This is a genomic window from Lysobacter sp. Soil_N_23, assembly GCF_057656135.1.
In genome coordinates this window covers 96,917-118,180 of the sequence record NZ_JBDGKY010000014.1, presented here as the reverse complement: position 1 = coordinate 118,180, position 21,264 = coordinate 96,917, and the positions used below count along the sequence as shown (strand labels likewise).

The following is a 21,264-nucleotide window of genomic DNA, read 5'->3' as shown; positions in this document are numbered from 1 at the left end:
CATCCCGAGCGTAGCGAGGGATCTGTTTTCCACGGCGAAACAACAGGTCCCTCGCTGCGCTCGGGACGACAATCGATCAGTGTTGCGAGCAGGCCTCGCGCACGGCGTCCGGCAGCGGCGCGGCGCGGCCGTTGCCGCGATCGATCCACACCATCACCACATTGCCGTCGCAATACAGCACGCTGTCATCGGCGGCATCGACGATGCGGTGGCCGATGCTGACGCTGCTGTTGCCCAGCCGGTCGACGAACAGCTCGATGGCGACCTGCGCCGGCCATTCGATCGGGCGACGGTAATTGAGGTTGGCCGCGGCGACGACAGGGGCGACGTGCTCGTCCAGCCCTTGTCCCGGCACCGACAGCATCCAGTGCAGGCGGGCTTCCTCGAGGTAGCTCAGGTACTTGGAATTGTTGACGTGGTTGAACGCGTCCAGGTCGCGCCAGCGTACCGACATCGGCACGCGGATCAGGGCAACCGGTGCGGGCGCCGAGGGTGTCGCCGCTTCCGGTTCGGCGGCCGGCGCGGTTACCGGCTGGGACTTGTCGGTGCTGGTCTTGACGGACTTCTTTGCAGCCGGCTTGCGCTTGCGTGCGGTGCTTCGACCCGTCTTCGACGGGTCGCCATTTGCAGCGGGGGTGTCGCTCATGCGGCGGTTTTCTTCTTGTTCGTCTTCTTGCCGGTGGCTTCCGGTTTCGCGCCGAGCAGCGGGGCGAGGAAGCGGCCGGTGTGGGAGTGGGTCAGGCTGGCGATGTGCTCCGGCGTGCCGGTGGCGAGGATGGTGCCGCCACGGTGGCCGCCTTCCGGGCCCAGGTCGATGACCCAGTCGGCGGTCTTGATCACGTCGAGGTTGTGCTCGATCACGACCACGGTGTTGCCGTCGTCGCGCAGGCGGTGCAGCACGGCCAGCAGGTGTTCGATGTCGTGGAAGTGCAGGCCAGTGGTGGGCTCGTCGAGGATGTAGAGCGTGCGGCCGGTGTCGCGCCGCGACAGTTCCTTCGACAGCTTGACGCGCTGCGCCTCGCCGCCGGACAGCGTGGTCGCGCTCTGGCCGAGCTTGATGTAGCTCAGGCCGACGTCCATCAGCGTTTCGAGCTTGCGCGCGATCGCCGGGATCGCCTCGAACAGGCCCAGCGCATCCTCGACCGTCATCTCCAGCACGTCGTTGATGTTGTAGCCCTTGTAGAGGACTTCCAGCGTCTCGCGGTTGTAGCGCTTGCCGCCGCAGACGTCGCACGGGACGTACACGTCGGGCAGGAAGTGCATCTCGACCTTGATCAGGCCGTCGCCCTGGCAGGCTTCGCAGCGGCCGCCGCGCACGTTGAAGCTGAAGCGGCCCGGCGAGTAACCGCGCGAACGCGCCTCGGGCACCTGCGCGAACAGTTCGCGCAGCGGCGTGAACAGGCCGGTGTAAGTGGCCGGGTTACTACGAGGCGTGCGGCCGATCGGCGACTGATCGATGTCGACGACCTTGTCCCACAACTCGATGTTCTCGTACTCGCGGTGCGGCGCCGGCGTGTGCGAGGCGCCGTTGAGTTCGTTGGCGGCGATCGCGAACAGCGTGTCGTTGATCAGCGTCGACTTGCCCGAACCCGACACGCCGGTGACGGCGGTGAACAGCCCGCTCGGCACGGCCAGATCGACGTCCTTGAGGTTGTTGCCGGTGGCGCCGCGCAGGTGGAAGGTGGTCTTGGGGTCGGGCTTGTGGCGCTTGCTCGGGATCTCGATGCGCTTCTTGCCGCTGAGGTACTGGCCGGTCAGCGAGCGCGGTGCCTTGAGCAGGTCGGCGAGCTGGCCGTGGGCGATGACTTCGCCGCCGTGCACGCCGGCACCGGGGCCGATGTCGACGACGTAGTCGGCCAGGCGGATCGCGTCCTCGTCGTGTTCGACCACGATCACGGTGTTGCCCAGGTCGCGCAGGCGCGTGAGCGTACCGAGCAGGCGCTCGTTGTCGCGCTGGTGCAGGCCGATCGACGGCTCGTCGAGCACGTACATCACGCCGACCAGGCCGGCGCCGATCTGCGAGGCAAGACGGATGCGCTGGGCTTCACCGCCCGACAGCGAATCGGCCTTGCGCTCCAGGGTCAGGTAGTCGAGGCCGACATCGACCAGGAAGCGCAGGCGATCGCTGATCTCCTTGACGATCTTGGTGGCGATCTCGCCGCGCCAGCCGGGCAGGTTGAGGCCCTTGAAGAACGACAGCGCCTCGTCGACCGGCAGCACCACGATCTGCGGCAGCGGGCGATCGGCGACGAAGACGTTGCGCGCAGAACGATTCAGGCGGGCGCCGCCGCAATCGGTGCAGGCGCGTTCGCTGATGTACTTGGCCAGTTCCTCGCGCACCGCCGCCGACTCGGTCTCGCGGTAACGGCGCTCGAGGTTGGGGACGATGCCTTCGAAGCGATGCTTGCGCTGGCTGCGGCCGCCGCTCTCGGTGAGGTAGGTGAAGGTCACCAGCTCTTCGCCGCTGCCGAACAGCACGGCCTGCCGCACCTTCTCCGGCAGCGTCTGCCAGACTGCGTCGACGTCGAACTTGTAGTGCTTGGCCAGCGACTGGATCAGCTGGAAGTAGTAGGCATTGCGGCGGTCCCAGCCGCGCACGGCACCGGCCGAGAGCGACAGCTCCGGATGCACGACCACGCGCGAGGGATCGAAGAACTGCGCAACGCCCAGGCCGTCGCAGGTCGGGCAGGCGCCGATCGGCGAGTTGAACGAGAACAGGCGCGGTTCGAGTTCGGGCAGCGAGTAGTCGCAGACCGGGCAGCTGTACTTGGACGAGAACAGCAGCGGGGCGGCATCGGCGTTGTCGAGCGACATCACTTGGGCCATGCCGTCGCCGAGCTTGAGGGCGGTTTCGAACGATTCGGCCAGGCGCTGCTTGATGTCCTCGCGCGGCTTGAAGCGGTCGATCACGGCTTCGATGGTGTGCTTGACGCGCAGTGCCAGCGGCGGGACGGCGTCGATCTCGTAGAGTTCGCCGTCGACGCGCACGCGGACGTAGCCTTGTGCGCGCAGTTGTTCGAAGACCTGGGCGTGCTCGCCCTTGCGCTCGCGGATCACCGGCGCCAGCAGCATGTAGCGCTGCTCGCGGCCTTCTTCGGTATCGCCCAGGGCGATGACCTGGTCGACCATCTGGCTGACGGTCTGGGCTTCCAGCGGGTAGCCGTGGTCGGGGCAGCGCGGGGTGCCGACGCGGGCGTAGAGCAGGCGCAGGTAGTCGTAGATCTCGGTGATGGTGCCGACGGTCGATCGCGGGTTGTGCGAGGTCGATTTCTGTTCGATCGAGATCGCCGGCGAGAGGCCTTCGATGTGGTCGACATCGGGCTTTTCCATCACCGACAGGAACTGGCGTGCGTAGGCCGAGAGGGACTCGACGTAGCGGCGCTGGCCTTCGGCGTAGATGGTGTCGAAGGCGAGTGACGACTTGCCCGAGCCCGACAGGCCGGTAATCACGATCAGTTTGTCGCGCGGCAGGTCGAGATCGATGTTCTTGAGATTGTGCGTCCGCGCGCCGCGGATGCGGATGTAGTCCAGCGCCATCGGTTGCCTGTCTGGGAGGAGGTCGCCGCTGCGTAATGCGTCGGCGAACAGGGGAGCGTATCGACTGGCGAAGATGGGGGCAATTAGTAGTTTTGGAAGGCCCGCAGGGCGGGGCTGGTGGGGGTGTTCAGTCCTGGGCGGCCTGCCGGGCGCGCCAGTCGTGTCGCGAAGGCGGGGACCCAGTGACTTTGCTTCGCCGTCATGCCCTCACCCCAACCCCTCTCCCGCAAGCGGGAGAGGGGCTTTGTACCGTCATCCCCGCGAAGGCGGGGACCCAGTGTCGTTGCTTCGCCGTCATGCCCCAAGAAGGGGCTGTTTGTCGGTCCGTGATGGCAGCCTGGCCCCTCTCCCGCTTGCGGGAGAGGGGTTGGGGTGAGGGCGAAGCGCCGATGCCCTACAGAAGCCGGAAGCTGGCGCCGCTTTCGCTCGCTCCAGCGGGATGCCCCCGGGTCTCGATCGAGGCCGGGCTGACGCCATTGACGATCAACTGCACCTTGATCGCCTCGGCGCGCTGCTGCGACAGCGCCAGGTCCTCGCCGGCGCCGGCAGGGCCGGTGATCTCGATCCGGCGCTCACCGCCGCTGCCCTGGATCGCCTTGGCGGCCTGGCTCAGCACCGCCAGGCTGTCCGGGCTGACCTGGGCGCTGCCGTCGATGAACTGGATCGGTGTCTCGTTCAGAGCCTGAACGACCTCGCCTGCCGACGCGCCGGCCTTGAGCCCCGCCAGCGCCTTTGCGGCGTCGTCAGGGCCGGCGCCCGCCACGCCGCGGAACAGGCCGGTGAAGGCGTAGCCCGGGAAAAGCTGTTCGGCGCGGGCGAGCAGGGCGGCGCGGTCGGGCTCCGATGCGTAGCCACTGAGCTCGATGCGCTGCCCGTCGAAGCCGATCGCGGCACCGGGCATCGTGAATGCGGTCAGGAACTGCGGCAGATTCACCTGCCACGGCGCCGGCCTTGCGGCCGCGTCCACCGCGAGCGAGCCGGAGATGCCGGGTCCGTAGGCCTGGCGCAGCATCGCCTCGATCGCCTTGCGACTGGCCTCGCTGCCGATGGTTCCGTCATAGCGCACGGTGCCGTTGTTGTTGACCAGGTTCAGGCGCGCCTCGAACCGCGCGGCCGGCGGCGCGGCGGCAGTATCCGCTGCGGCCTGCGCCGATGGCGCCGGTGCGGCGTCACGGCTGCAGCCGGCGACGGCAATCACGGCGGCGAGCATCACCGCGGCGACAAGCGCCGCCCGCGATGGCGTGGCAAGGGTGGGTGATGCAGTCATGCGGACTGGCTTCATGGGCGCTCCGGGAGCATGGCTTCACGAAAGGGAGGGCCCGGCGAACCGGGCCCTCGTGGGTTTCCACTGCGCTTACTTGTGCGATGCGTATTCGATCTCGACCGGATCGGCGCACTCCTGCGTACCGTTGTTGCACAGCTTGTAGCTCATCGTGCCGCTGCCGATGATGCGGAACGTATCGGTGGCAGCGCTCTTGTTCTTCACGGTCTTGAGGATGGCGCCGTTGCGGTAGATGTCGATGTTCTTCTTGCCGTGGGTCCAGGTCAGGTCGACGCGCGTGCGGTGGTTGTCGAGCGCGGTGGCATCGGCCTCGACCGAACGCGGCCAGTTGGCGTCGGTGAAGCTGGGATACAGCGACACGCCGGTGGCCGCACTGAAGCCGCGGATGGTCACGTACCACTTGCCGCCCTGCGGTGCCGGGAAGAAGCAGTTCTCGTTGTTGCCGGCGCTGAACGGTCGGCAGTCATACGCCGTCAACGTTGGCTCGGCTCCGCGACGGACGTAGATGTCGGCATCGCCGGTGCCGCCGTACATGGCGAACAACAGGTTGGCCGCGCCGTTGGGGACCAGCAGCTCGTAGCGGATCGTGCCGTTGGCGGCGACGGTGATGCCGGTGACGGTGACGCCGTTGCTCAGCGGGGTGGCCGGCGGCGGCGGCGGCGGCGGCGGGACGTCCGGCGGCAGTGCTTCGGTACCGGCGGCGACGGCCACGGCGTAGCGGGCGTCGATGATGCCGGCGCCGCAATAGTTGTCGTAGCTGCAACCACCGGCGAATCCGCCGGATGCATAGGCGGTGTTCTCGAGGATCTTCTTGATCTGCGCCGGGGTCTTCGGCGTTGCCGCCGCGGCCTGCATCAGGGCGATCGTGCCGGACACGTGCGGTGCCGACATCGAGGTACCCGCGTACCAGGCATAGCCTTCGCCTTCCTGGCCCTGCAGGCCGAGGTTGAGCGTGGACAGGATGTTGTCCGCGGCCGGGTTGAAGCCTGAACCGCCTGGTGCGGCGACGTCGACGACCGTGCCGTAGTTGGAGAAGTCCGAGATCGTGCCGGTCGGGCCGACCGAGGCCACCGTGATCACGTCGTTGCAGCTTGCCGGTGAGTAGTTGGCCGCATCGTCGGACGAGTTGCCCGCCGATACCACCACCGTGGTGCCGCGACCGACCGCCGCGGTGTAGGCCGCCTGTTCGGCGACGGAGCAGGCGCCACCGCCACCGAGGCTGAGGTTGATCACTTCGGCCGGCGTGGCGTTGGCCGGAACACCGGCAACGGTGCCGCCCGAAGCCCACGTCACCGCATCGATGATGTCGGACTCGTAACCACCGCACTTGCCGAGCACGCGTACCGGCTGCACCTTCGCGCCGAACGCTACGCCGGCCACGCCGACGCCGTTGTTGGTCGCGGCCGCGACCGTGCCGGCGACATGCGTGCCGTGCCAGCTGCTGTCCTCGGGAATGCCGAAGATGTTGCACTCACCGTCGTGCCAGTCGCCCGGATCGTTCGGATCGGCGTCGCGACCGTCGCCATCGACGCTGACTTCCGGGTCGAAGATGAAGTCGTAGCCGGCAACGTACTGGCCGTTCAACTCCGAATGCGGCGTGCTGCCGGTGTCGAGCACTGCGACCACCACGCCCGAACCGGTGCTGATGTCCCATGCCGGCTCGACGTTGATGCCGCCCGGGCCGTTCTTGTAGTGCCACTGCTGCGCATACAGCGGATCGTTGGGCACCATCAGCGGCTTGCGCAGGCGATCGGGCTCGACGGCGAGCACGGCCGGATCCTTCATCAGCTCGACCATCAGCTGCTTGGTTGCGACGAGGTCGAGCTTGCGATCGGTGCGGATCAGCGAGCTGCCGGTCGCCAGCGTGCGCATCGGTGCGATGCCCAGGCCCAGCGTCTTGGCGGCCGAGGCCAGTTGCGTGCCACTTGCGGCAGCGCTCAACCTCTTGGCGTCGGATCTGTAGGTGATGATGAAGCGGTCGTACTGCACAGGCTGTTTCCTGGCCGCCTTTGCCGCTTGCTTGGAGACGGTGGAAACCTTGGACGTGCTGACGTTGGGCAGCTTCCCGCCCGAGTTGGCAGCAGGTGCGACGATGAACGCCGTGGCGATGGCCAGCGCGGTCCACTTCAGGGAGCGAGTCTTGCGAGTCATGACAACATCCTTTGTTGGCTGCTCAGGAGATCCCGGCGCCTCCCCCTGGCACCGGGGTTCGTGTCGGCTACAGCGGAGCAGTTCCGTGTCGCCCGACAGGGTGTGTGCCAAAGGCGCGGACGCTGCATTGCAGTCGTGTGCCGGCACGCGGGATGGTTGAACTGGGAAGACGGCGCAGGCGCGCAGACACGCCCACGGGCGCAGCGCGGATGTCGAAGAGAAGGGTTGTCGCGAATGCGGGCGTCGTCGCGACCAGGGTAGGCAATGCATCACCGTCGGCTACGGACGGACTGGATCCTTCCAGTGACATGCCAGGGCTCCCGTTTTGAATCGCGTCCATTTGAGCCGCGCTCAATCCCTCTGCCGCGTTGACACGCAGCCGCGTGGGATCATCGATCGTGATGCAGCCCCCTGTAGCCGCTCACAACGTGAACGTATTCCAAATCATTGGCGAAGTGCAAGCGTTGTGCGGCGAAAAGTGTGCACGCGCATGCACGAAATGCATTCGCGATCAGGCTCGTCAATGATGAATGCGCAACACGCATGACGCACACGTGTCGACGCTGCGTGAAAGTGTCGACTACTTCACAACGCTGAAATCAATGCGGCGATTGCGCGCGCGGCCTTCGTCGGTCGCGTTGTCGGCGACCGGTTGATCCTGTCCGTGGCCGATGCTGGTAAGGCTTGCCGCATCGACGCCTTGTTCGATCAGTCGCTGCTTCACCGCGTCGGCGCGATCCTGCGAGAGCTTGAGGTTGGATGCGGCATCGCCGCTGTTGTCGGTGTGGCCGCCGATCTCGATGTGCGTCCCCGCAGGCGATGCCTTGATCGCAGCGGCTGCCTTGGCGAGGATCGCGTCGCTCTGCACGGAGATGCGCGCGCTGTCACTGTCGAAGTGCACCACCATCAGGTTCAGCGCATGCACCAGGTCGTCGGCGGTGAAGTCGCGCGAGATCAGCAGGTCCAGCGCCTGCGTGGCCGCATCGCCATTGCCCGCGGTGGTTGGCGCATCGGTGACGCCGGTGCGTTCGCCGTGGCAACCGCGAGGCAGCAGCACCGCGGCGATGATCACCACACCGATCAGCAGCCACGGCAGCCAGTGATGGGCTTTCGATCGGGAGGGGGAGGGCGCGACCGCAGGTGGATCGGGTCGCAGCGGTGCTGCTGCCGCGACGCCGGCGGCGCCCACGGCGGACGCTGCCGCCCACTGCCCGAACTCGTCCAGTCCGATGCCGATGCCGCCAAACCAGTGCTCGAGCTTCTGCGACAGCGGACTGGCCGCGACCGGCAGGTCGCCATGCTCGCTCAGCTCATCGATCGCCTCGGGCAGCATCGCCGCCGCGGCGCTGCCGACGGTGGCCGCCGGCAAGTCCAGGCGGGTGCCGAAGCTGGCAAGGGTGTCGCTTCCCAGGACGCCTTCAAGCTGGGTGGGCGTGATCGGCTGGTTTGGCCCGGACCCGAGCCAGGAGTCCATCAACTCGCCCAGCCCCTGGTTCCTGAACGACTGGATGAAACCGGCGGGACCGCCGTGCTTGGGGTTGAAGACCTGTGCCACCAGCAGGCCCATCAAGCGCTTGGCCTGGTCCGGATCGAGGCCGAACCGGCGGGTCACCTGCTCTAGAATCTGGCTGAACATGGCGTTTCCTCCCGCTCAGGTGCCCCGGACGGAGGCTGCGGGCATCCAGCCCCGATCCCCGGGCAGTACAGCATGGGCGGCGTTAAGGGGGCGGCAGGCCGTCTGTGGCCCCCGTGGCCGCGGCAGTGGCCCAGGACTTGCCGTAACCCGCTGAAACCCCTAAAATTCCGCTTCTGTCCGCCCGGTTTTGGGTGCGGCAGCGACCAAAATAACTACAGAGGAATCTGGTCATGTACGCAGTAGTAGTCACCGGCGGTAAGCAATACCGCGTGATGCAGGGCGAAACCCTGCGCGTTGAACTGCTCGATGCCGAAGTCGGCAGCGAGATCAAGCTCGACAACGTCCTGATGCTGGGCGGCAGCGACGGCGTGAAGATCGGCGACGCCCTCAAGGGTGCCACCGTCTCCGCCAAGGTCGTCGGCCACGGCCGCGCCGACAAGGTGCGCATCGTGAAGTTCCGTCGCCGCAAGCATCACCGCAAGCAGATGGGTCACCGTCAGCATTACACCGAAATCGAAATCACCGGCATCGCCGGTTAATCAGGAGAAGCAGCCATGGCACACAAAAAGGGCGTAGGTTCCACCCGTAACGGCCGCGACTCCAACCCGAAGTACCTCGGCGTGAAGATGTACGGCGGCCAGGCCATCGAGGCCGGCAACATCATCGTGCGTCAGCGCGGCACCCAGTTCCACCCGGGTACCGGCGTCGGTCTCGGCCGCGATCACACCCTGTTCGCGCTGGTCGACGGCAAGGTCGAGTTCGCGACCAAGGGCCCGAAGAAGCGTCGCACCGTCAGCGTCGTTTCCGAGTAATCGGATCCGAAGCTGCAGCGAGGGGCCCCGCTTCGGCGGGGCTTTTCGTTTCAACAGAATGAAAAGCGGGAACAGGGAACAGGGAACAGGGAACAGGGAACAGGGAACTGTCGGTTCCCGGATCCTTCCTGTGGTCGGCCTGCAGACAAGCAGCTGGAGTTCTACACTTCAAGCGCCCGCACCCCGCCGTTCCCTGTTCCCTGTTCCCCATTCCCGCATTTGCAGTAGAGCCCATGAAACTCGTCGACGAAGCCGAAATCCAGGTCAGCGCAGGCAACGGCGGCAATGGCTGCGTTGGCTTCCGCCGTGAAAAATTCATCCCGCTCGGCGGTCCCGATGGTGGCGACGGCGGAGCTGGCGGCAGCGTCTGGCTGGTCGCCGACGAGAACCTCAACACCCTGGTCGACTTCCGCCACCAGCGCCAGTTCCGCGCCAAGCGCGGCGAGAACGGCATGGGCCGGCAGATGTACGGCAAGGCCGGCGAAGACCTGGTCATCACCGTTCCGGTCGGCACCGTGATCACCAACGTCGGCACCGATGAAGTCATCGGCGACCTGGTCAGCCACGGCGATCGCCTGCTTGTGGCCAAGGGCGGCAGTGGCGGCCTGGGTAACATGCATTTCAAGAGCTCGGTCAACCGCTCGCCGCGCAAGGCGCTGCCGGGCCTGCCGGGCGAGGAGCGCGAGCTCAAGCTCGAACTCAAGCTGCTGGCCGACGTCGGCCTGCTCGGCTTCCCCAACGCCGGCAAGAGCACGCTGATCCGCGCGGTGTCGGCGGCGACTCCCAAGGTTGCCGACTATCCGTTCACCACGCTTTATCCCAATCTCGGTGTCGTCAGCGTCGAAGCGCATCGCAGCTTCGTCATCGCCGATATCCCGGGCCTGATCGAAGGCGCTGCCGACGGTGCCGGCCTGGGCGCGCAGTTCCTGCGCCATCTGCAGCGCACGCGCTTGCTGCTGCACCTGGTGGACATGGCACCGATGTCGTTCGACGAGGAAGCAGGCAGCGAGCGACTGAGCCCGGCCCAACAGGTGCGCGCGATCGAGCGCGAGCTGGCCAGGCACGACCCGGAACTGCTCGACAAGCCACGTTGGCTGGTGCTCAACAAGGCCGACCTGCTGCTGGAAGAAGAACAGCAGGCCGCGGCCCAGGCGATCATCGACGAGCTGGGCTGGAAGGATCGCTGGTACATGGTCTCGGCGATCGGTCGCGAAGGTACGTTCCCGATCATGCAGGACGTGATGGCCTTCTTCGACCGCCAGCGTGCAGAAGCGCTGGAGGCCGCGCAGGCAGAAGGCCCGCATGCTCCGTAAGCCTGTCGCACAGGCAACAAAAAACCCGGCATCGGCCGGGTTTTTGTTTTGCGCTGCCGGCGGTGAAGCCGGGCAGGGCGACGAACTTGGCTACTGCTGCAACCTCCGCGCCGGCGATGCCGGCGCGTCAGCCGTATCAGGCAACCTTGAGCGCCTTGATGCGAGCGTTCAGGCGGGCCTTGTGACGGGCAGCCTTGTTCTTGTGGATGAGACCACGCGAGCTGAAGCGATCGAGGATCGGCTGAGCGACTGCGAAGGCGGCCTCGGCGCCGGCGGCGTCGCTCTCGCCCAGGGCCTTGAGCACCTTCTTCACAGCGGTACGCAGCATCGAACGCTGGCTGGCGTTGCGGGCATTGCGGACGACGGTCTGCTTGGCGCGCTTTTTGGCGGACTTGATGTTTGCCACGGCGAATTCCTGGAAACTGGTAAGAGAAAATTGAGAATGCGGAAAATCAGACCGGAAAGTATGGCCGATTCAGTGGCCTGGGTCAACACGGGGTGGGTCAGCAGCTGGGGGAAGGGCCGATGAGTGGGGGGCTGTTGCGCTCTACAACCGTTTTCAGCGCGATGACGTTCATCTCGCGCCTCTCCGGGCTGGTGCGGGACCAGATCTATGCGGCCGTGTTTGGGTCCAGCTGGGCCATGGACGCCTTCGTGGTGGCCTTCCGGATCCCCAATTTCATGCGCCGGCTCTCGGCCGAGGGCTCGTTCTCGATGGCCTTCGTGCCGGTGCTGGCCGAGTACAAGGCCAGGCATGACGAGGCCGCGGTCAAGGAGCTGATCGACCGTGTCGCCGGCACCCTGACCGCCGCGCTGCTGGTGATCACGGCCCTGGCGGTGATCTTCGCGCCGGTGGTCATGCGCCTGTTCGCGCCCGGCTTCGAGCCCGGCAGCGAGCAGAGCAAGCTGGCCGAGCTGATGCTGCGCATCACCTTTCCCTATGCGCTGTTCATCTCGCTGGCCTCGTTCGTCGGCGGCATCCTCAACAGCTACAAGCGCTTCGCCATCCCGGCATTGTCGCCGGTGCTGCTGAACATCTCGATGATCCTGGCCGCGCTGTGCCTGGCGCCGCAGCTGAAGGCGTGGGGCTACGAGCCGGTGCTGGCGCTGGCCTGGGGCGTGTTCGCCGCCGGCATCGCGCAGTTGGTGTTCCAGTTGCCGTCGCTGGCACGGCTGGGCCTGCTGCCGCGACCGCGCTGGGGCGGCTCGCACGGCGGCGTGCGCAAGATCATGAAGCTGATGGTGCCGACACTGTTCGGTTCTTCGGTGGCGCAGGTCAACCTGCTGTTGAACACGGTAATGGCCTCGTTCCTGATCAGCGGCAGCGTGACCTGGCTGTACTACACCGACCGCCTGCTGGAATTCCCGCTGGGCATGTTCGGCGTCGCCATCGGCACGGTGATCCTGCCGCACCTGTCGGCGCGCCACGCCGACACCGATCCCAAGGGCTTCTCGCGCGGCCTGGACTGGGGTTTCCGCCTTTGCATGATGATCGGCGTGCCGGCCTGCATCGGCCTGGTGCTGTGCGCCAAGCCGCTGATCGCCGCTCTGTTCCAGCACGGTCATTTCAGCGCCGAGGACACGCGCATGGCGCAGCTGAGCCTGATCGCGCAGTCGACCGCGGTGCCGGCGTTCCTGCTGGTGAAGGTGCTGGCGCCGGGCTTCTATTCGCGCCAGGACACCAGGACGCCGGTGAAGTCGGCGGTGGTGTCGGTGGCGGTGAACGTGCTGATGACCGTCACGTTGATGTTGGGGCTGCTGTTCCTGACCGATGTCGGTGCCGCGGCACGGGCGCAGTCGACCGGCCTGCTCGATGCCCTGGGTCGCATCCCCGGCGCGCACGCATTGCTGGCGCTGGCGATTGCGATTGCCGGCTGGACCAACGCCCTGCAGCTGTGGTGGTACCTCAGCCGCGCCAAGGTCTACGAGATGCAGCCGGGCTGGCGCCGTTTCCTGCGCCAGATTGCCGTGGCCAGCATTGCGATGACGGCGGTGCTGCTGGCCATCCTGTGGGGTTGGCAGGGCTGGGGCGAGTGGCCGTGGTGGGAGCGGGTGTGGAAGCTGGGCGTGCTGGTCGGCGCCGGCGGCATCGCCTATGCCGCCGCGCTGTGGCTGCAGGGCATCCGCCCGCGCGACCTGCGCGGGCACTGAGCAAGTGCCTGATCACCCGTCATTCCCGCCTGCGCGGGGATGACGAGTCTTCAGGGAATGGAAATCCCTTGCCCCGGCTATACTTGATGGCAATGAGCAGGCTTTTTCGTGACGTCGAGGGCGGGTCCCGGTGCCCGCACGGCAGTGTGGTCTGCATCGGCGCATTCGACGGCCTGCATCTCGGGCATCAGGCGCTGGTGCGCCACACGGTTGCCCGTGCCCGCGCGTTGGGCGTGGAAGCGGTCGTTCTCAGCTTCGAACCGCTGCCGCGCGAGTTCTTCGCCCCGGCGGCACCGCCGCCGCGGTTGCTGCTGACCCATGCCAAGGCCGAGCGCCTGTTCGCCCTCGGCGCCGACCAGCTGGGCCTGCTGCGCTTCGATCGTCGCTTCAGCAGCATGTCGGCCGGAGATTTCGTCCGAACCGTGCTGATGGGGCGGCTGTCGGCGCGCGAAGTCTGGGTCGGGCCGGAGTTCCGCTTCGGCAAGGGCCGCGCCGGCGACATCGCGCTGTTGCAGCAGATGGGTGCCGAGCATGGCTTCAATGCCGGCGAGATCGAGCCGTTCCTGCTCGACGGCGAGCGCGTGTCGAGCACGAAGATCCGCGAAGCCCTGCTCGCCGGCGATTTCGACGCGGCCGCAGACCTGCTCGGTCGGCCCTATGCGATCGACGGCCACGTCGTGCCGGGCAAGCGCCTCGGCCGCACGCTCGGCTTTCCGACCGCCAACCTGCGCTTTGCCGGCAAGACCCCGGCGCTGTCGGGTATCTACGCGACCTGGGTGCACGGCGTCGGCGACAAGCCGCGCGCCTCCGTGTCGAGCCTGGGCACGCGTCCGACCGTGGCCGGCGTGGAGCCGTTGCTCGAAGCGCACCTGTTCGACTTCAGCGGCGACCTCTACGGTCGGCGCATCGAAGTCGAATTCGTCGCCAAGCTGCGTGACGAACTGAAATTCTCCGATCTGCCGGCACTGACCGCGCAGATGCACCGCGACGCCGAGCAGGCGCGCGCCATCCTTTCGCAAGAAGTTTTCGCCTGAGCGCACGCTGTGACCAATAACGACACCAACCAGTACAAAGCCACCCTGCATCTGCCGGCGACGGATTTCCCGATGCGCGGCGACCTGCCCAAGCGCGAGCCGGTGACCCTGGCGCGCTGGGAAGGCGAGGGCCTGTACCAGCGCATTCGCGAGAAGGTCGGCAAGCGCGAGCGCAGCTTCGTGCTGCACGACGGCCCGCCGTATGCCAACGGCGCGATCCACCTGGGCCATGCGGTCAACAAGGTGCTCAAGGACGTGGTGGTGAAGTCCAAGCTGCTGGCCGGCTTCAATGCACCGTACGTGCCGGGCTGGGATTGCCACGGCCTGCCGATCGAGCACCAGGTCGAGAAGAAGTTCGGCAAGGTCGGCGACAAGCTCGACGCCAGCGAGTTCCGGCAGAAGTGCCGCGAGTACGCCGCCGAGCAGATCGACCTGCAGCGCACCGACTTCAAGCGCCTGGGCGTGCTTGGCGACTGGGAGAACCCGTACCGGACGATGGACTTCCGCTACGAGGCCGACATCATCCGTTCGCTGGCGAAGATCGTCGAACGCGGTCACCTGGTGCGCGGCGCCAAGCCGGTGCACTGGTGCTTCGATTGCGGTTCGGCCCTGGCCGAGGCGGAGATCGAGTACGCCGACAAGCAGTCCTGGGCGATCGACGTCGCCTACGACGCGCGCGATCCGCAGGCGCTGGCGGCGTTGTTCGGCGCCACCGTCGAGAACGGCGTGCGCGTGGCGATGCCGATCTGGACCACCACGCCGTGGACGCTTCCGGCGAGCCTGGCAGTGAGCGTCGGCCCCGAACTCGAGTACGTGCTGGTCGAAGGCCCGCGCATGGCCGACGGCGGCCGCCGCCTGCTGGTGCTGGCCGAAGCGTTGGCCGGCAAGGCGCTGTCGCGCTACGGCATCGAAGAGATGCAGGTGCTCGGTCGCGTCCTCGGCAACGACCTCGACAGCCAGTTGCTGCAGCACCCGTTCTACGCCGATCGCGAGATCCCGGTGCTGGTCGGTGATCACGTCTCGGCCGAGGACGGTACCGGCATCGTCCATACCGCGCCGGGCCACGGCCAGGAGGACTATGCGGTCGGCCTGAAGTACGGCCTGATGGATCGCTACAGCGCCGCCCAGATCAACCCGGTCGATGGCCGAGGCCTGTACCTGCCGTCGACGCCACCGGCCGACGGCACGACCCTGGCCGGCCTGCACATCTGGAAGGCCGAGCAGCCGATCCTCGACGTGATCGGCGCCAGCGGCCACCTGCTGTTCGCTCACCGCATCACCCACAGCTACCCGCACTGCTGGCGCCACAAGACGCCGGTGGTGTTCCGCGCCACGCCGCAGTGGTTCATCTCGATGGAGCAGGCCGGCCTGCGCCGCGACAGCCTGGCCGAGATCGGCAAGGTCGGCTGGGTGCCGGAGTGGGGCGAGGCGCGCATCTACAACATGATCGAAGGCCGTCCGGACTGGACGATCTCGCGCCAGCGCTACTGGGGCGTGCCGATCGCGCTGTTCTTCCATCGCGAGACCGGCGAGCCGCACCCGCGTTCGCCCGAACTGATGCGCAAGGTCGCCGAGCGCGTCGAGCTCGAAGGCGCCGATGCCTGGTACGCGATGACCGCCGAAGAACTGCTCGGCGACGAAGCGGCGAACTACGAGAAGGTCACCGACATCCTCGACGTCTGGTTCGACTCCGGCGTCAGCCACGAGTGCGTGCTCGCGCAGCGTCCGCAGGACGGCCTGCACAAGCCGGCCGATCTCTACCTGGAAGGCTCCGACCAGCACCGCGGCTGGTTCCACAGCTCACTGCTGACCGGCGTGGCGATGGACGGCGTCGCCCCGTACCGGCAGGTGCTCACGCACGGCTTCACCGTCGATGCGCAGGGCAAGAAGATGTCCAAGTCGCTGCAGAACACGCTGGCGCCGCAGAAGGTCATCGACCAGATGGGCGCCGACGTGCTGCGCCTGTGGATCGCCTCGACCGACTACCGCAACGAGATGTCGGTCTCCGACGACATCCTCAAGCGCAATGCCGACGTCTACCGCCGCATCCGCAATACCGCACGCTTCCTGCTGGCCAACCTCAGCGGTTTCGACCCGGCCGTGCACCTGCGCCCGCTGGGCGACATGGTCGCGCTCGACCGCTGGATCGTGCACCGCGCCGCCGAACTGCAGGACCGCATCGCCAGCGCCTACGAGCGCTACGACTTCGCCGAGATCGTGCAGGCGCTGTCGAACTTCTGCAGCGTCGACCTGGGTTCGCTCTACCTGGACGTGACCAAGGACCGTCTCTACACGATGCCGGAAGACTCGCGCGGCCGCCGTTCGGCGCAGAGTGCGATGTACCGCATTGCGGAAGGTTTCGTGCGCTGGATCGCGCCGATCCTGGCCTTCACCGCCGATGAGATGTGGCAGCACCTTCCGAAGGTGACCGACAAGGGCCCGCGCGAGGACAACGTGCTGTTCACCACCTGGTACGACGGCCTGGCCGTGCTTGGCGAGGATTCGGTGCTGTCGGCGCAGGACTTCGATCGCCTGCTGGCCCTGCGCGAGGAAGTCAGCCGGACGCTGGAACCGATGCGCGCCGCCGGCGACATCGGCGCCGCGCTAGAGGCCGAGATCGCGTTGAAGGCCGGGGTCGCCGACCAGAACTGGCTGGCGCAGTTCAGCGACGAGCTGCGCTTCCTGTTCATCAGTGGCGATGTGGAAGTCGTGGCCGATGACGGCATCAAGGACATCGCCGTGCTGGCCACGCCTACGACGAAGGCCAAGTGCGTGCGCTGCTGGCAGTACCGCGCCGACATCGGCAGCGATGCCGCCCATCCGGAGCTGTGCGGCCGCTGCGCGGTCAACATCAGCGGCGCCGGCGAAAACCGGGAGTGGTTCTGATGGCGCCGGTTCGTCCCAATGCGCTGCCGTGGCTGCTGCTGTCGGTGCTGGTCATCGGGCTCGACCAGCTGAGCAAGTGGTGGGCGCTGACGTCCTTGGAAGACGGCGTCGCGACCCCCGTGATCAAGGGATTCTGGAACTGGTACCTCACCTACAACACCGGCGCGGCGTTCAGCTTCCTGAGCGATGCCGGCGGCTGGCAGAAGTACGTGTTCGTGGTGCTGGCGGTGGCGATCAGCGGCCTGCTCGGCTGGTGGCTGACGCAGACCCGGCGCGGCGACTGGAAAAGCGCGCTGCCGTACTCGCTGGTGATCGGCGGCGCCTTGGGCAACGTCATCGACCGGCTGCTGCACGGCCACGTCGTCGACTTCATCCAGTGGCACTGGCGCGACCATTACTGGCCGGCGTTCAACGTCGCCGATTCGGCCATCGTCGCCGGCGCCATAGGCATTGCCCTGTTCGGCCTGCTGGCGCCCAAGCCGCAGCCGGCGGCGACCAAGTAGCCCGGTTGCGGCGGAGTACAATGGCGCCATGGATGTCCTGCTAGCCAATCCCCGTGGTTTCTGCGCCGGCGTCGACCGCGCCATCGAGATCGTCAAGCGCGCGATCGAGACGCTCGGCGCGCCGATCTACGTGCGCCACGAAGTCGTGCACAACCGCTTCGTGGTCGACGACCTCAAGCACCGTGGCGCGATCTTCGTCGAGGAACTCGACGAGGTGCCCGACGGCGCCACCGTGATCTTCAGCGCCCACGGCGTGTCCAAGGCCGTGCGCGAGGAAGCGCAGCGGCGCGACCTGAAGGTGTTCGACGCGACCTGCCCGCTGGTGACCAAGGTCCACCTGGAAGTGGCCAGGCACTGCCGCGCCGGCCGCGACGTGGTGCTGATCGGCCACGAAGGCCACCCCGAGGTCGAAGGCACGATGGGCCAGTGGAAGCGCGAGGCCGGCCTGGGAAAGATCTACCTGGTCGAGGACAACGACGACGTCGCCGCGCTCGAGATCGACCAGCCGGAAAACGTCGCCTACACCACCCAGACCACGCTGTCGGTGGACGACACCCGTAGCGTGATCGAGGCCCTGCGGAGCAAGTACCCGGCCATGCAGGGCCCGAAGAACGACGACATCTGCTATGCCACGCAGAACCGCCAGGACGCCGTGCGCGAACTGGCCGCCAGGTGCGACCTGGTGCTGGTGGTGGGCTCGATCAACAGCTCCAACTCCAACCGCCTGCGCGAGCTGGCCGAGCGCGAGGGCGTGGCGGCCTACCTGATCGACGGCGCGATCGAGATCAACCCGTCCTGGGTCGAGGGCCGCAAGCGCATCGGCGTCACCGCCGGCGCCTCGGCGCCCGAGGTGCTGGTGCGCGGCGTGATCGAGCGCCTGCGCGAACTGGGTGCCCAGCACGTCGGCGAGCTCGACGGCGAACCCGAGGACATGGTCTTTGCCCTGCCGAAGGAGCTGCGGCTGCAGCTGGTCGATTGACCGCGATTGATTGACCAGGAACGTACCCAGCGCCTAGAATTCGTGCCTCGCGGACGTTTCCGCAGCCGGCCCTGCGGGGGCTGGCCGAAAATTCGCCGGAATAGCTCAGTTGGTAGAGCGGCGCATTCGTAATGCGTAGGTCGTAGGTTCGATTCCTATTTCCGGCACCATTGAAATCAAGGGCTTGCAAGGTTTTCGCCTTGCAGGCCCTTTCTTGTTGTAACGCTGGGGTCCAATTGGGGTCCATCTGGGCCCGGAACAATTCGCCCTGAGTTGTACCTAGTGCATAGGCCCACGACCCAACACGCTCCACCACGACGGCGAACAGATCGCTGATGGTGGGTTGAGTTATGAAGGCTCGTAGTTTCACGCCGGCGCTTGATGCCGACGACACCTTGATCCCCGATCCTGTGGCCGCTGCCGCGCTGGGCGTCAGCCAGATGACTCTATGGCGCTGGACACGGAAGGGCATCATTCCGGTCACGAAGATCGGCAAGCGCAACTTCCGGCGCGCTGGCGAGGTCCGCGCGTTGCAGCGCGAAGGCGCGCCGGGGCTGTGACCCATGGACCGCGCAGCGCGCCAGACGCGCACTCAAAGCCCAAGCTTGCCAGCGGACTGGCGTCTGCGACTGCCGGACGCGCGCAGCTATTACAAGGAACGCTTGAAGGGTAGGCAGTCGCCGAACACAAGCGGCTGGGCTCGTGCGCATTGCCCGTTCCACGAGGACCGCAACCGGTCCTTCATGGTGTCCGTTACCCATGCCGGCTGGCGCTGCTTTGCCGGTTGCGGGAAGGGCGACATGGTGACTTTCCACATGCGGGTCACCGGGCTTCCGTTCGTTGAGGCCGTGCGCGACCTGATAGGGCGTCGGAGATGAATACCGAAGCGATCCTTGATCGGCTAGGCCGCATTGGTCCTGTGCGCCGGACAGGTCCAAGTGCGTGGCGCTGTGCATGTCCGGCTTGTGGCCGGTCGTTGGCCCTCACCGTCGCAGTTATCGACGGCGATCCAGACCTGACATGCAACTGCGGTTGTCCACTTTTCGCCATTCTTGCGGAATTGGAGCTTCTGCCTTGAGCGCCCAAACCGCTGCTGCCCGCGATCTGTTCCACCGCCATTTGAATGGTGCGGGCTTCACGCTGGTCGCTATTCATGACTACACCGACAACACCGGCGCGCTGTTGTTCTCCCGGGCCCGATTGGAAAACGGGGCCGGTGAAAAAGTCATCCGGCCGTTCTTCCATGACGGCCAGCGCTGGCGGGTAGGTGAGCCTAAGGCAGACTGTGCTCGCGGCAAACCGCTGTATCGGCTCGCTGATCTAGCCCGCAATCCAAACGCGGTGGTGTACGTGGTGGAAGGCGAGAAGGCAGCCGACGCACTGGCCAACATCGGCGCCATCGCAACCACCAGCGGCGGCGCCACGTCGGCAGGTTCGGCCGATTGGTCCCCGCTGCGCGGTCGCCATGTGGTGATTTGGCCGGACAATGATGACGCCGGGCGCCGCTACGGCGATGAAGTTGCAGCCCGGCTGCGCCCGATTGCTGCCACCGTTGAAGCGATCGACCCAGACCCACTTGGCCTTCCCGACAAAGGCGACGCCGTGGATTGGCTCGCCAATCAGTGCGCACCTTGGGCCGACGACCTGTTGGACCTGCCACGGCGTCCATTTGGCCCACCACAGAAACCAACAGCTCCGATGTCCAAGGCCGATGACGTGCCGTTGCCGGCCATAACGCAGCGCGCCGACCAAATTTGCGCCAAGGCGGTGCGATGGGCTTGGCGTGATTGGATTGCCTGCGGGAAGTTGATACTTCTGGCGGGCGCGCCGGGCTGCGGCAAGACCACAATGGCGATGCTGATGGCGGCGACAGTTAGTCGCGGTGGGCGATGGCCGGATGGCAGCTTTGCGCCACAAGGGAACGTGCTGATCTGGTCATCCGAGGATGACGTGGCCGACACGTTGAAGCCACGCGTGTGCGCGGCTGGGGGGGATTGCAGCCGCATCCACTTCATCACTGGCGCGATTGATCCGGCCACCGGGCAGGCGCGCGCGTTTGATCCGGCTACCGACCTGCCTGCGCTGCGCTTGGCCATGGAAGCCATAGGCGATGTAGTGCTGGTCATCATCGACACCATCGCCAGCGTGTTCCCGTCCGGGAGCGATAGCCATCAGAACGCTACCGCGCGCCGGGCGTTGACGCCTGTGCGTGACTTGGCAGAAGCCACCGGCGCAGCGTTCTTAGGTATCGGACATTTCAGCAAGGGCACCAGCGGCCGCGATCCAACTGAACGCGTCAACGGCAGCGTCGCCTTGACGGCACAGGCGCGCACGGTGCTGGTGGCGGCCAAGGGTGAAGACGGTGCGCGGTTCCTGACGCGGGCAAAGAACAACTTGGCCGCTGACTCGGGTGGCTGGGGCTACCGTATTGAAGTAGGCGAGCACCAGATTGACGGCGCGCTGATGCCGGTGGCTGCCGTGGTCTGGGGGGAAAGTATGGAAGGCACCGCGCGCGAACTTCTGAACGCGGCCGAACAACCGGCGTCGGCCCGTGATGAGGCGGCCGAGTGGCTAACAGACATGTTGGCCATGGGGCCGGTGCGCGTCACGGTGATCAAGAAGGAAGCGACTGCCGCCGGCTTGTCGTGGCACACAGTCGAACGCGCCAAAGCACAGTTAGGTGTGCATTCCCAGCGTATGGCCGGGATAGGCGCGTCGGGGTTCTGGCAGTGGGTGTTGCCCACTAAGGCAGCCACGTCTAAGGCCGTCGATGCAAATGCAACAACCGGCGATCTTACTGAAAGCCTTGTTCAGCATGGTTGCGAGCCGCGCGGAAGAACTAACACCGCCAACATCGCCATTGCGCCCGAGGATCGGTTTGATGCCCTGCTGTTTGGTGTCGGCGCCGCCACCGATCCTGTGTCCGATCCCGACGAAACTCCGAAATGAAGCGTGCCCCCGACTGCCCGCGAACCTCCGC

General features: G+C 66.5%; 16 protein-coding genes, 1 tRNA gene and 1 pseudogene. 12 read left to right on the top strand and 6 right to left on the bottom strand.

Features of this window, described 5'->3' with window-relative positions:
- Window positions 1-76 precede the first annotated feature (76 nt).
- From AC3A3X_RS12130 to AC3A3X_RS12110, 5 genes and pseudogenes are all read right to left on the bottom strand, one after another.
- Window positions 77-454 carry an acyl-CoA thioesterase gene (locus tag AC3A3X_RS12130; protein ID WP_487583285.1) on the bottom strand — a complete coding sequence of 126 codons (378 nt, stop codon included), beginning with the start codon at window positions 452-454 and terminating at the stop codon, window positions 77-79.
- A 206-nt stretch (window positions 455-660) separates the two neighbouring features.
- Window positions 661-3,537 (bottom strand): annotated as a pseudogene (uvrA, locus tag AC3A3X_RS12125) (excinuclease ABC subunit UvrA); the annotation flags it as partial.
- A 394-nt stretch (window positions 3,538-3,931) separates the two neighbouring features.
- A complete protein-coding gene (locus tag AC3A3X_RS12120; RefSeq protein WP_487583277.1) occupies window positions 3,932-4,804 on the bottom strand; it encodes an OmpA family protein in 873 nt (290 codons plus the stop codon).
- 87 nt (window positions 4,805-4,891) lie between these two features.
- The gene (locus AC3A3X_RS12115) at window positions 4,892-6,970 is read right to left on the bottom strand and encodes a S8 family peptidase (RefSeq protein WP_487583276.1); all 2,079 of its coding nucleotides are present in this window, start codon (window positions 6,968-6,970) and stop codon (window positions 4,892-4,894) included.
- A gap of 580 nt (window positions 6,971-7,550) precedes the next feature.
- Window positions 7,551-8,606: an OmpA family protein gene (locus AC3A3X_RS12110; RefSeq protein WP_487583275.1), complete on the bottom strand. Its 1,056-nt coding sequence runs from the start codon at window positions 8,604-8,606 to the stop codon at window positions 7,551-7,553.
- Between the two features lie 230 nt (window positions 8,607-8,836).
- Here AC3A3X_RS12110 and rplU point away from each other — a divergent pair, with 230 nt between their 5' ends.
- From rplU to obgE, 3 genes are all read left to right on the top strand, one after another.
- A complete protein-coding gene (gene rplU, locus AC3A3X_RS12105) occupies window positions 8,837-9,145 on the top strand; it encodes a 50S ribosomal protein L21 (protein WP_158731474.1) in 309 nt (102 codons plus the stop codon).
- 15 nt (window positions 9,146-9,160) lie between these two features.
- Window positions 9,161-9,418 carry a 50S ribosomal protein L27 gene (gene rpmA, locus AC3A3X_RS12100; protein WP_487583274.1) on the top strand — a complete coding sequence of 86 codons (258 nt, stop codon included), beginning with the start codon at window positions 9,161-9,163 and terminating at the stop codon, window positions 9,416-9,418.
- A gap of 233 nt (window positions 9,419-9,651) precedes the next feature.
- Entirely contained in the window at window positions 9,652-10,731 is a 1,080-nt protein-coding gene (obgE, locus tag AC3A3X_RS12095; protein ID WP_487583273.1) for a GTPase ObgE, read from the top strand.
- A 136-nt stretch (window positions 10,732-10,867) separates the two neighbouring features.
- Here the strand turns inward: obgE and rpsT are convergent, their stop codons facing one another.
- On the bottom strand, window positions 10,868-11,137 hold the full coding sequence (rpsT, locus tag AC3A3X_RS12090; protein ID WP_158731471.1) for a 30S ribosomal protein S20: 270 nt from the start codon (window positions 11,135-11,137) through the stop codon (window positions 10,868-10,870).
- A gap of 119 nt (window positions 11,138-11,256) precedes the next feature.
- Here rpsT and murJ point away from each other — a divergent pair, with 119 nt between their 5' ends.
- The 9 genes from murJ (at window position 11,257) to AC3A3X_RS12045 (ending at window position 21,233) form a co-directional block, all read left to right on the top strand.
- A complete protein-coding gene (murJ, locus tag AC3A3X_RS12085; protein WP_487583272.1) occupies window positions 11,257-12,882 on the top strand; it encodes a murein biosynthesis integral membrane protein MurJ in 1,626 nt (541 codons plus the stop codon).
- Between the two features lie 92 nt (window positions 12,883-12,974).
- On the top strand, window positions 12,975-13,916 hold the full coding sequence (locus AC3A3X_RS12080) for a bifunctional riboflavin kinase/FAD synthetase (RefSeq protein ID WP_487583271.1): 942 nt from the start codon (window positions 12,975-12,977) through the stop codon (window positions 13,914-13,916).
- A gap of 72 nt (window positions 13,917-13,988) precedes the next feature.
- Window positions 13,989-16,802, top strand: a complete 2,814-nt coding sequence (gene ileS, locus AC3A3X_RS12075; RefSeq protein ID WP_487583284.1) for an isoleucine--tRNA ligase — start codon at window positions 13,989-13,991, stop codon at window positions 16,800-16,802.
- Complete coding sequence (gene lspA / locus AC3A3X_RS12070) at window positions 16,802-17,305, top strand: signal peptidase II (protein WP_487583270.1); 504 nt, start codon at window positions 16,802-16,804, stop codon at window positions 17,303-17,305. Before ileS ends, lspA begins: the two co-directional genes overlap by 1 nt.
- Before the next feature lie 28 nt (window positions 17,306-17,333).
- On the top strand, window positions 17,334-18,284 hold the full coding sequence (ispH, locus tag AC3A3X_RS12065) for a 4-hydroxy-3-methylbut-2-enyl diphosphate reductase (RefSeq protein ID WP_487583269.1): 951 nt from the start codon (window positions 17,334-17,336) through the stop codon (window positions 18,282-18,284).
- A 94-nt stretch (window positions 18,285-18,378) separates the two neighbouring features.
- Window positions 18,379-18,454 (top strand) — tRNA-Thr (locus AC3A3X_RS12060).
- Between the two features lie 180 nt (window positions 18,455-18,634).
- Entirely contained in the window at window positions 18,635-18,844 is a 210-nt protein-coding gene (locus AC3A3X_RS12055) for a helix-turn-helix domain-containing protein (protein ID WP_487583268.1), read from the top strand.
- Between the two features lie 3 nt (window positions 18,845-18,847).
- Complete coding sequence (locus AC3A3X_RS12050; protein ID WP_487583267.1) at window positions 18,848-19,162, top strand: CHC2 zinc finger domain-containing protein; 315 nt, start codon at window positions 18,848-18,850, stop codon at window positions 19,160-19,162.
- A 196-nt stretch (window positions 19,163-19,358) separates the two neighbouring features.
- Window positions 19,359-21,233, top strand: coding sequence for an AAA family ATPase (locus AC3A3X_RS12045; protein WP_487583266.1), 1,875 nt, complete (start codon window positions 19,359-19,361; stop codon window positions 21,231-21,233).
- The last annotated feature ends 31 nt before the right edge of the window (window positions 21,234-21,264 follow it).

Bases quoted from the DNA above. Each gene is read 5' to 3' on its own strand.
- rpmA (WP_487583274.1), top strand. From the start codon at position 9,161: ATGGCACACAAAAAGGGCGTAGGTTCCACCCGTAACGGCCGCGACTCC.
- AC3A3X_RS12055 (WP_487583268.1), top strand. From the start codon at position 18,635: ATGAAGGCTCGTAGTTTCACGCCGGCGCTTGATGCCGACGACACCTTG.
- AC3A3X_RS12050 (WP_487583267.1), top strand. From the start codon at position 18,848: ATGGACCGCGCAGCGCGCCAGACGCGCACTCAAAGCCCAAGCTTGCCA.
- murJ (WP_487583272.1), top strand. From the start codon at position 11,257: ATGAGTGGGGGGCTGTTGCGCTCTACAACCGTTTTCAGCGCGATGACG.
- ispH (WP_487583269.1), top strand. From the start codon at position 17,334: ATGGATGTCCTGCTAGCCAATCCCCGTGGTTTCTGCGCCGGCGTCGAC.
- AC3A3X_RS12110 (WP_487583275.1), bottom strand. From the start codon at position 8,606: ATGTTCAGCCAGATTCTAGAGCAGGTGACCCGCCGGTTCGGCCTCGAT.
- AC3A3X_RS12080 (WP_487583271.1), top strand. From the start codon at position 12,975: ATGAGCAGGCTTTTTCGTGACGTCGAGGGCGGGTCCCGGTGCCCGCAC.
- obgE (WP_487583273.1), top strand. From the start codon at position 9,652: ATGAAACTCGTCGACGAAGCCGAAATCCAGGTCAGCGCAGGCAACGGC.
- rplU (WP_158731474.1), top strand. From the start codon at position 8,837: ATGTACGCAGTAGTAGTCACCGGCGGTAAGCAATACCGCGTGATGCAG.
- AC3A3X_RS12130 (WP_487583285.1), bottom strand. From the start codon at position 454: ATGTCGGTACGCTGGCGCGACCTGGACGCGTTCAACCACGTCAACAAT.
- lspA (WP_487583270.1), top strand. From the start codon at position 16,802: ATGGCGCCGGTTCGTCCCAATGCGCTGCCGTGGCTGCTGCTGTCGGTG.
- ileS (WP_487583284.1), top strand. From the start codon at position 13,989: ATGCGCGGCGACCTGCCCAAGCGCGAGCCGGTGACCCTGGCGCGCTGG.
- AC3A3X_RS12115 (WP_487583276.1), bottom strand. From the start codon at position 6,970: ATGACTCGCAAGACTCGCTCCCTGAAGTGGACCGCGCTGGCCATCGCC.
- AC3A3X_RS12120 (WP_487583277.1), bottom strand. From the start codon at position 4,804: ATGACTGCATCACCCACCCTTGCCACGCCATCGCGGGCGGCGCTTGTC.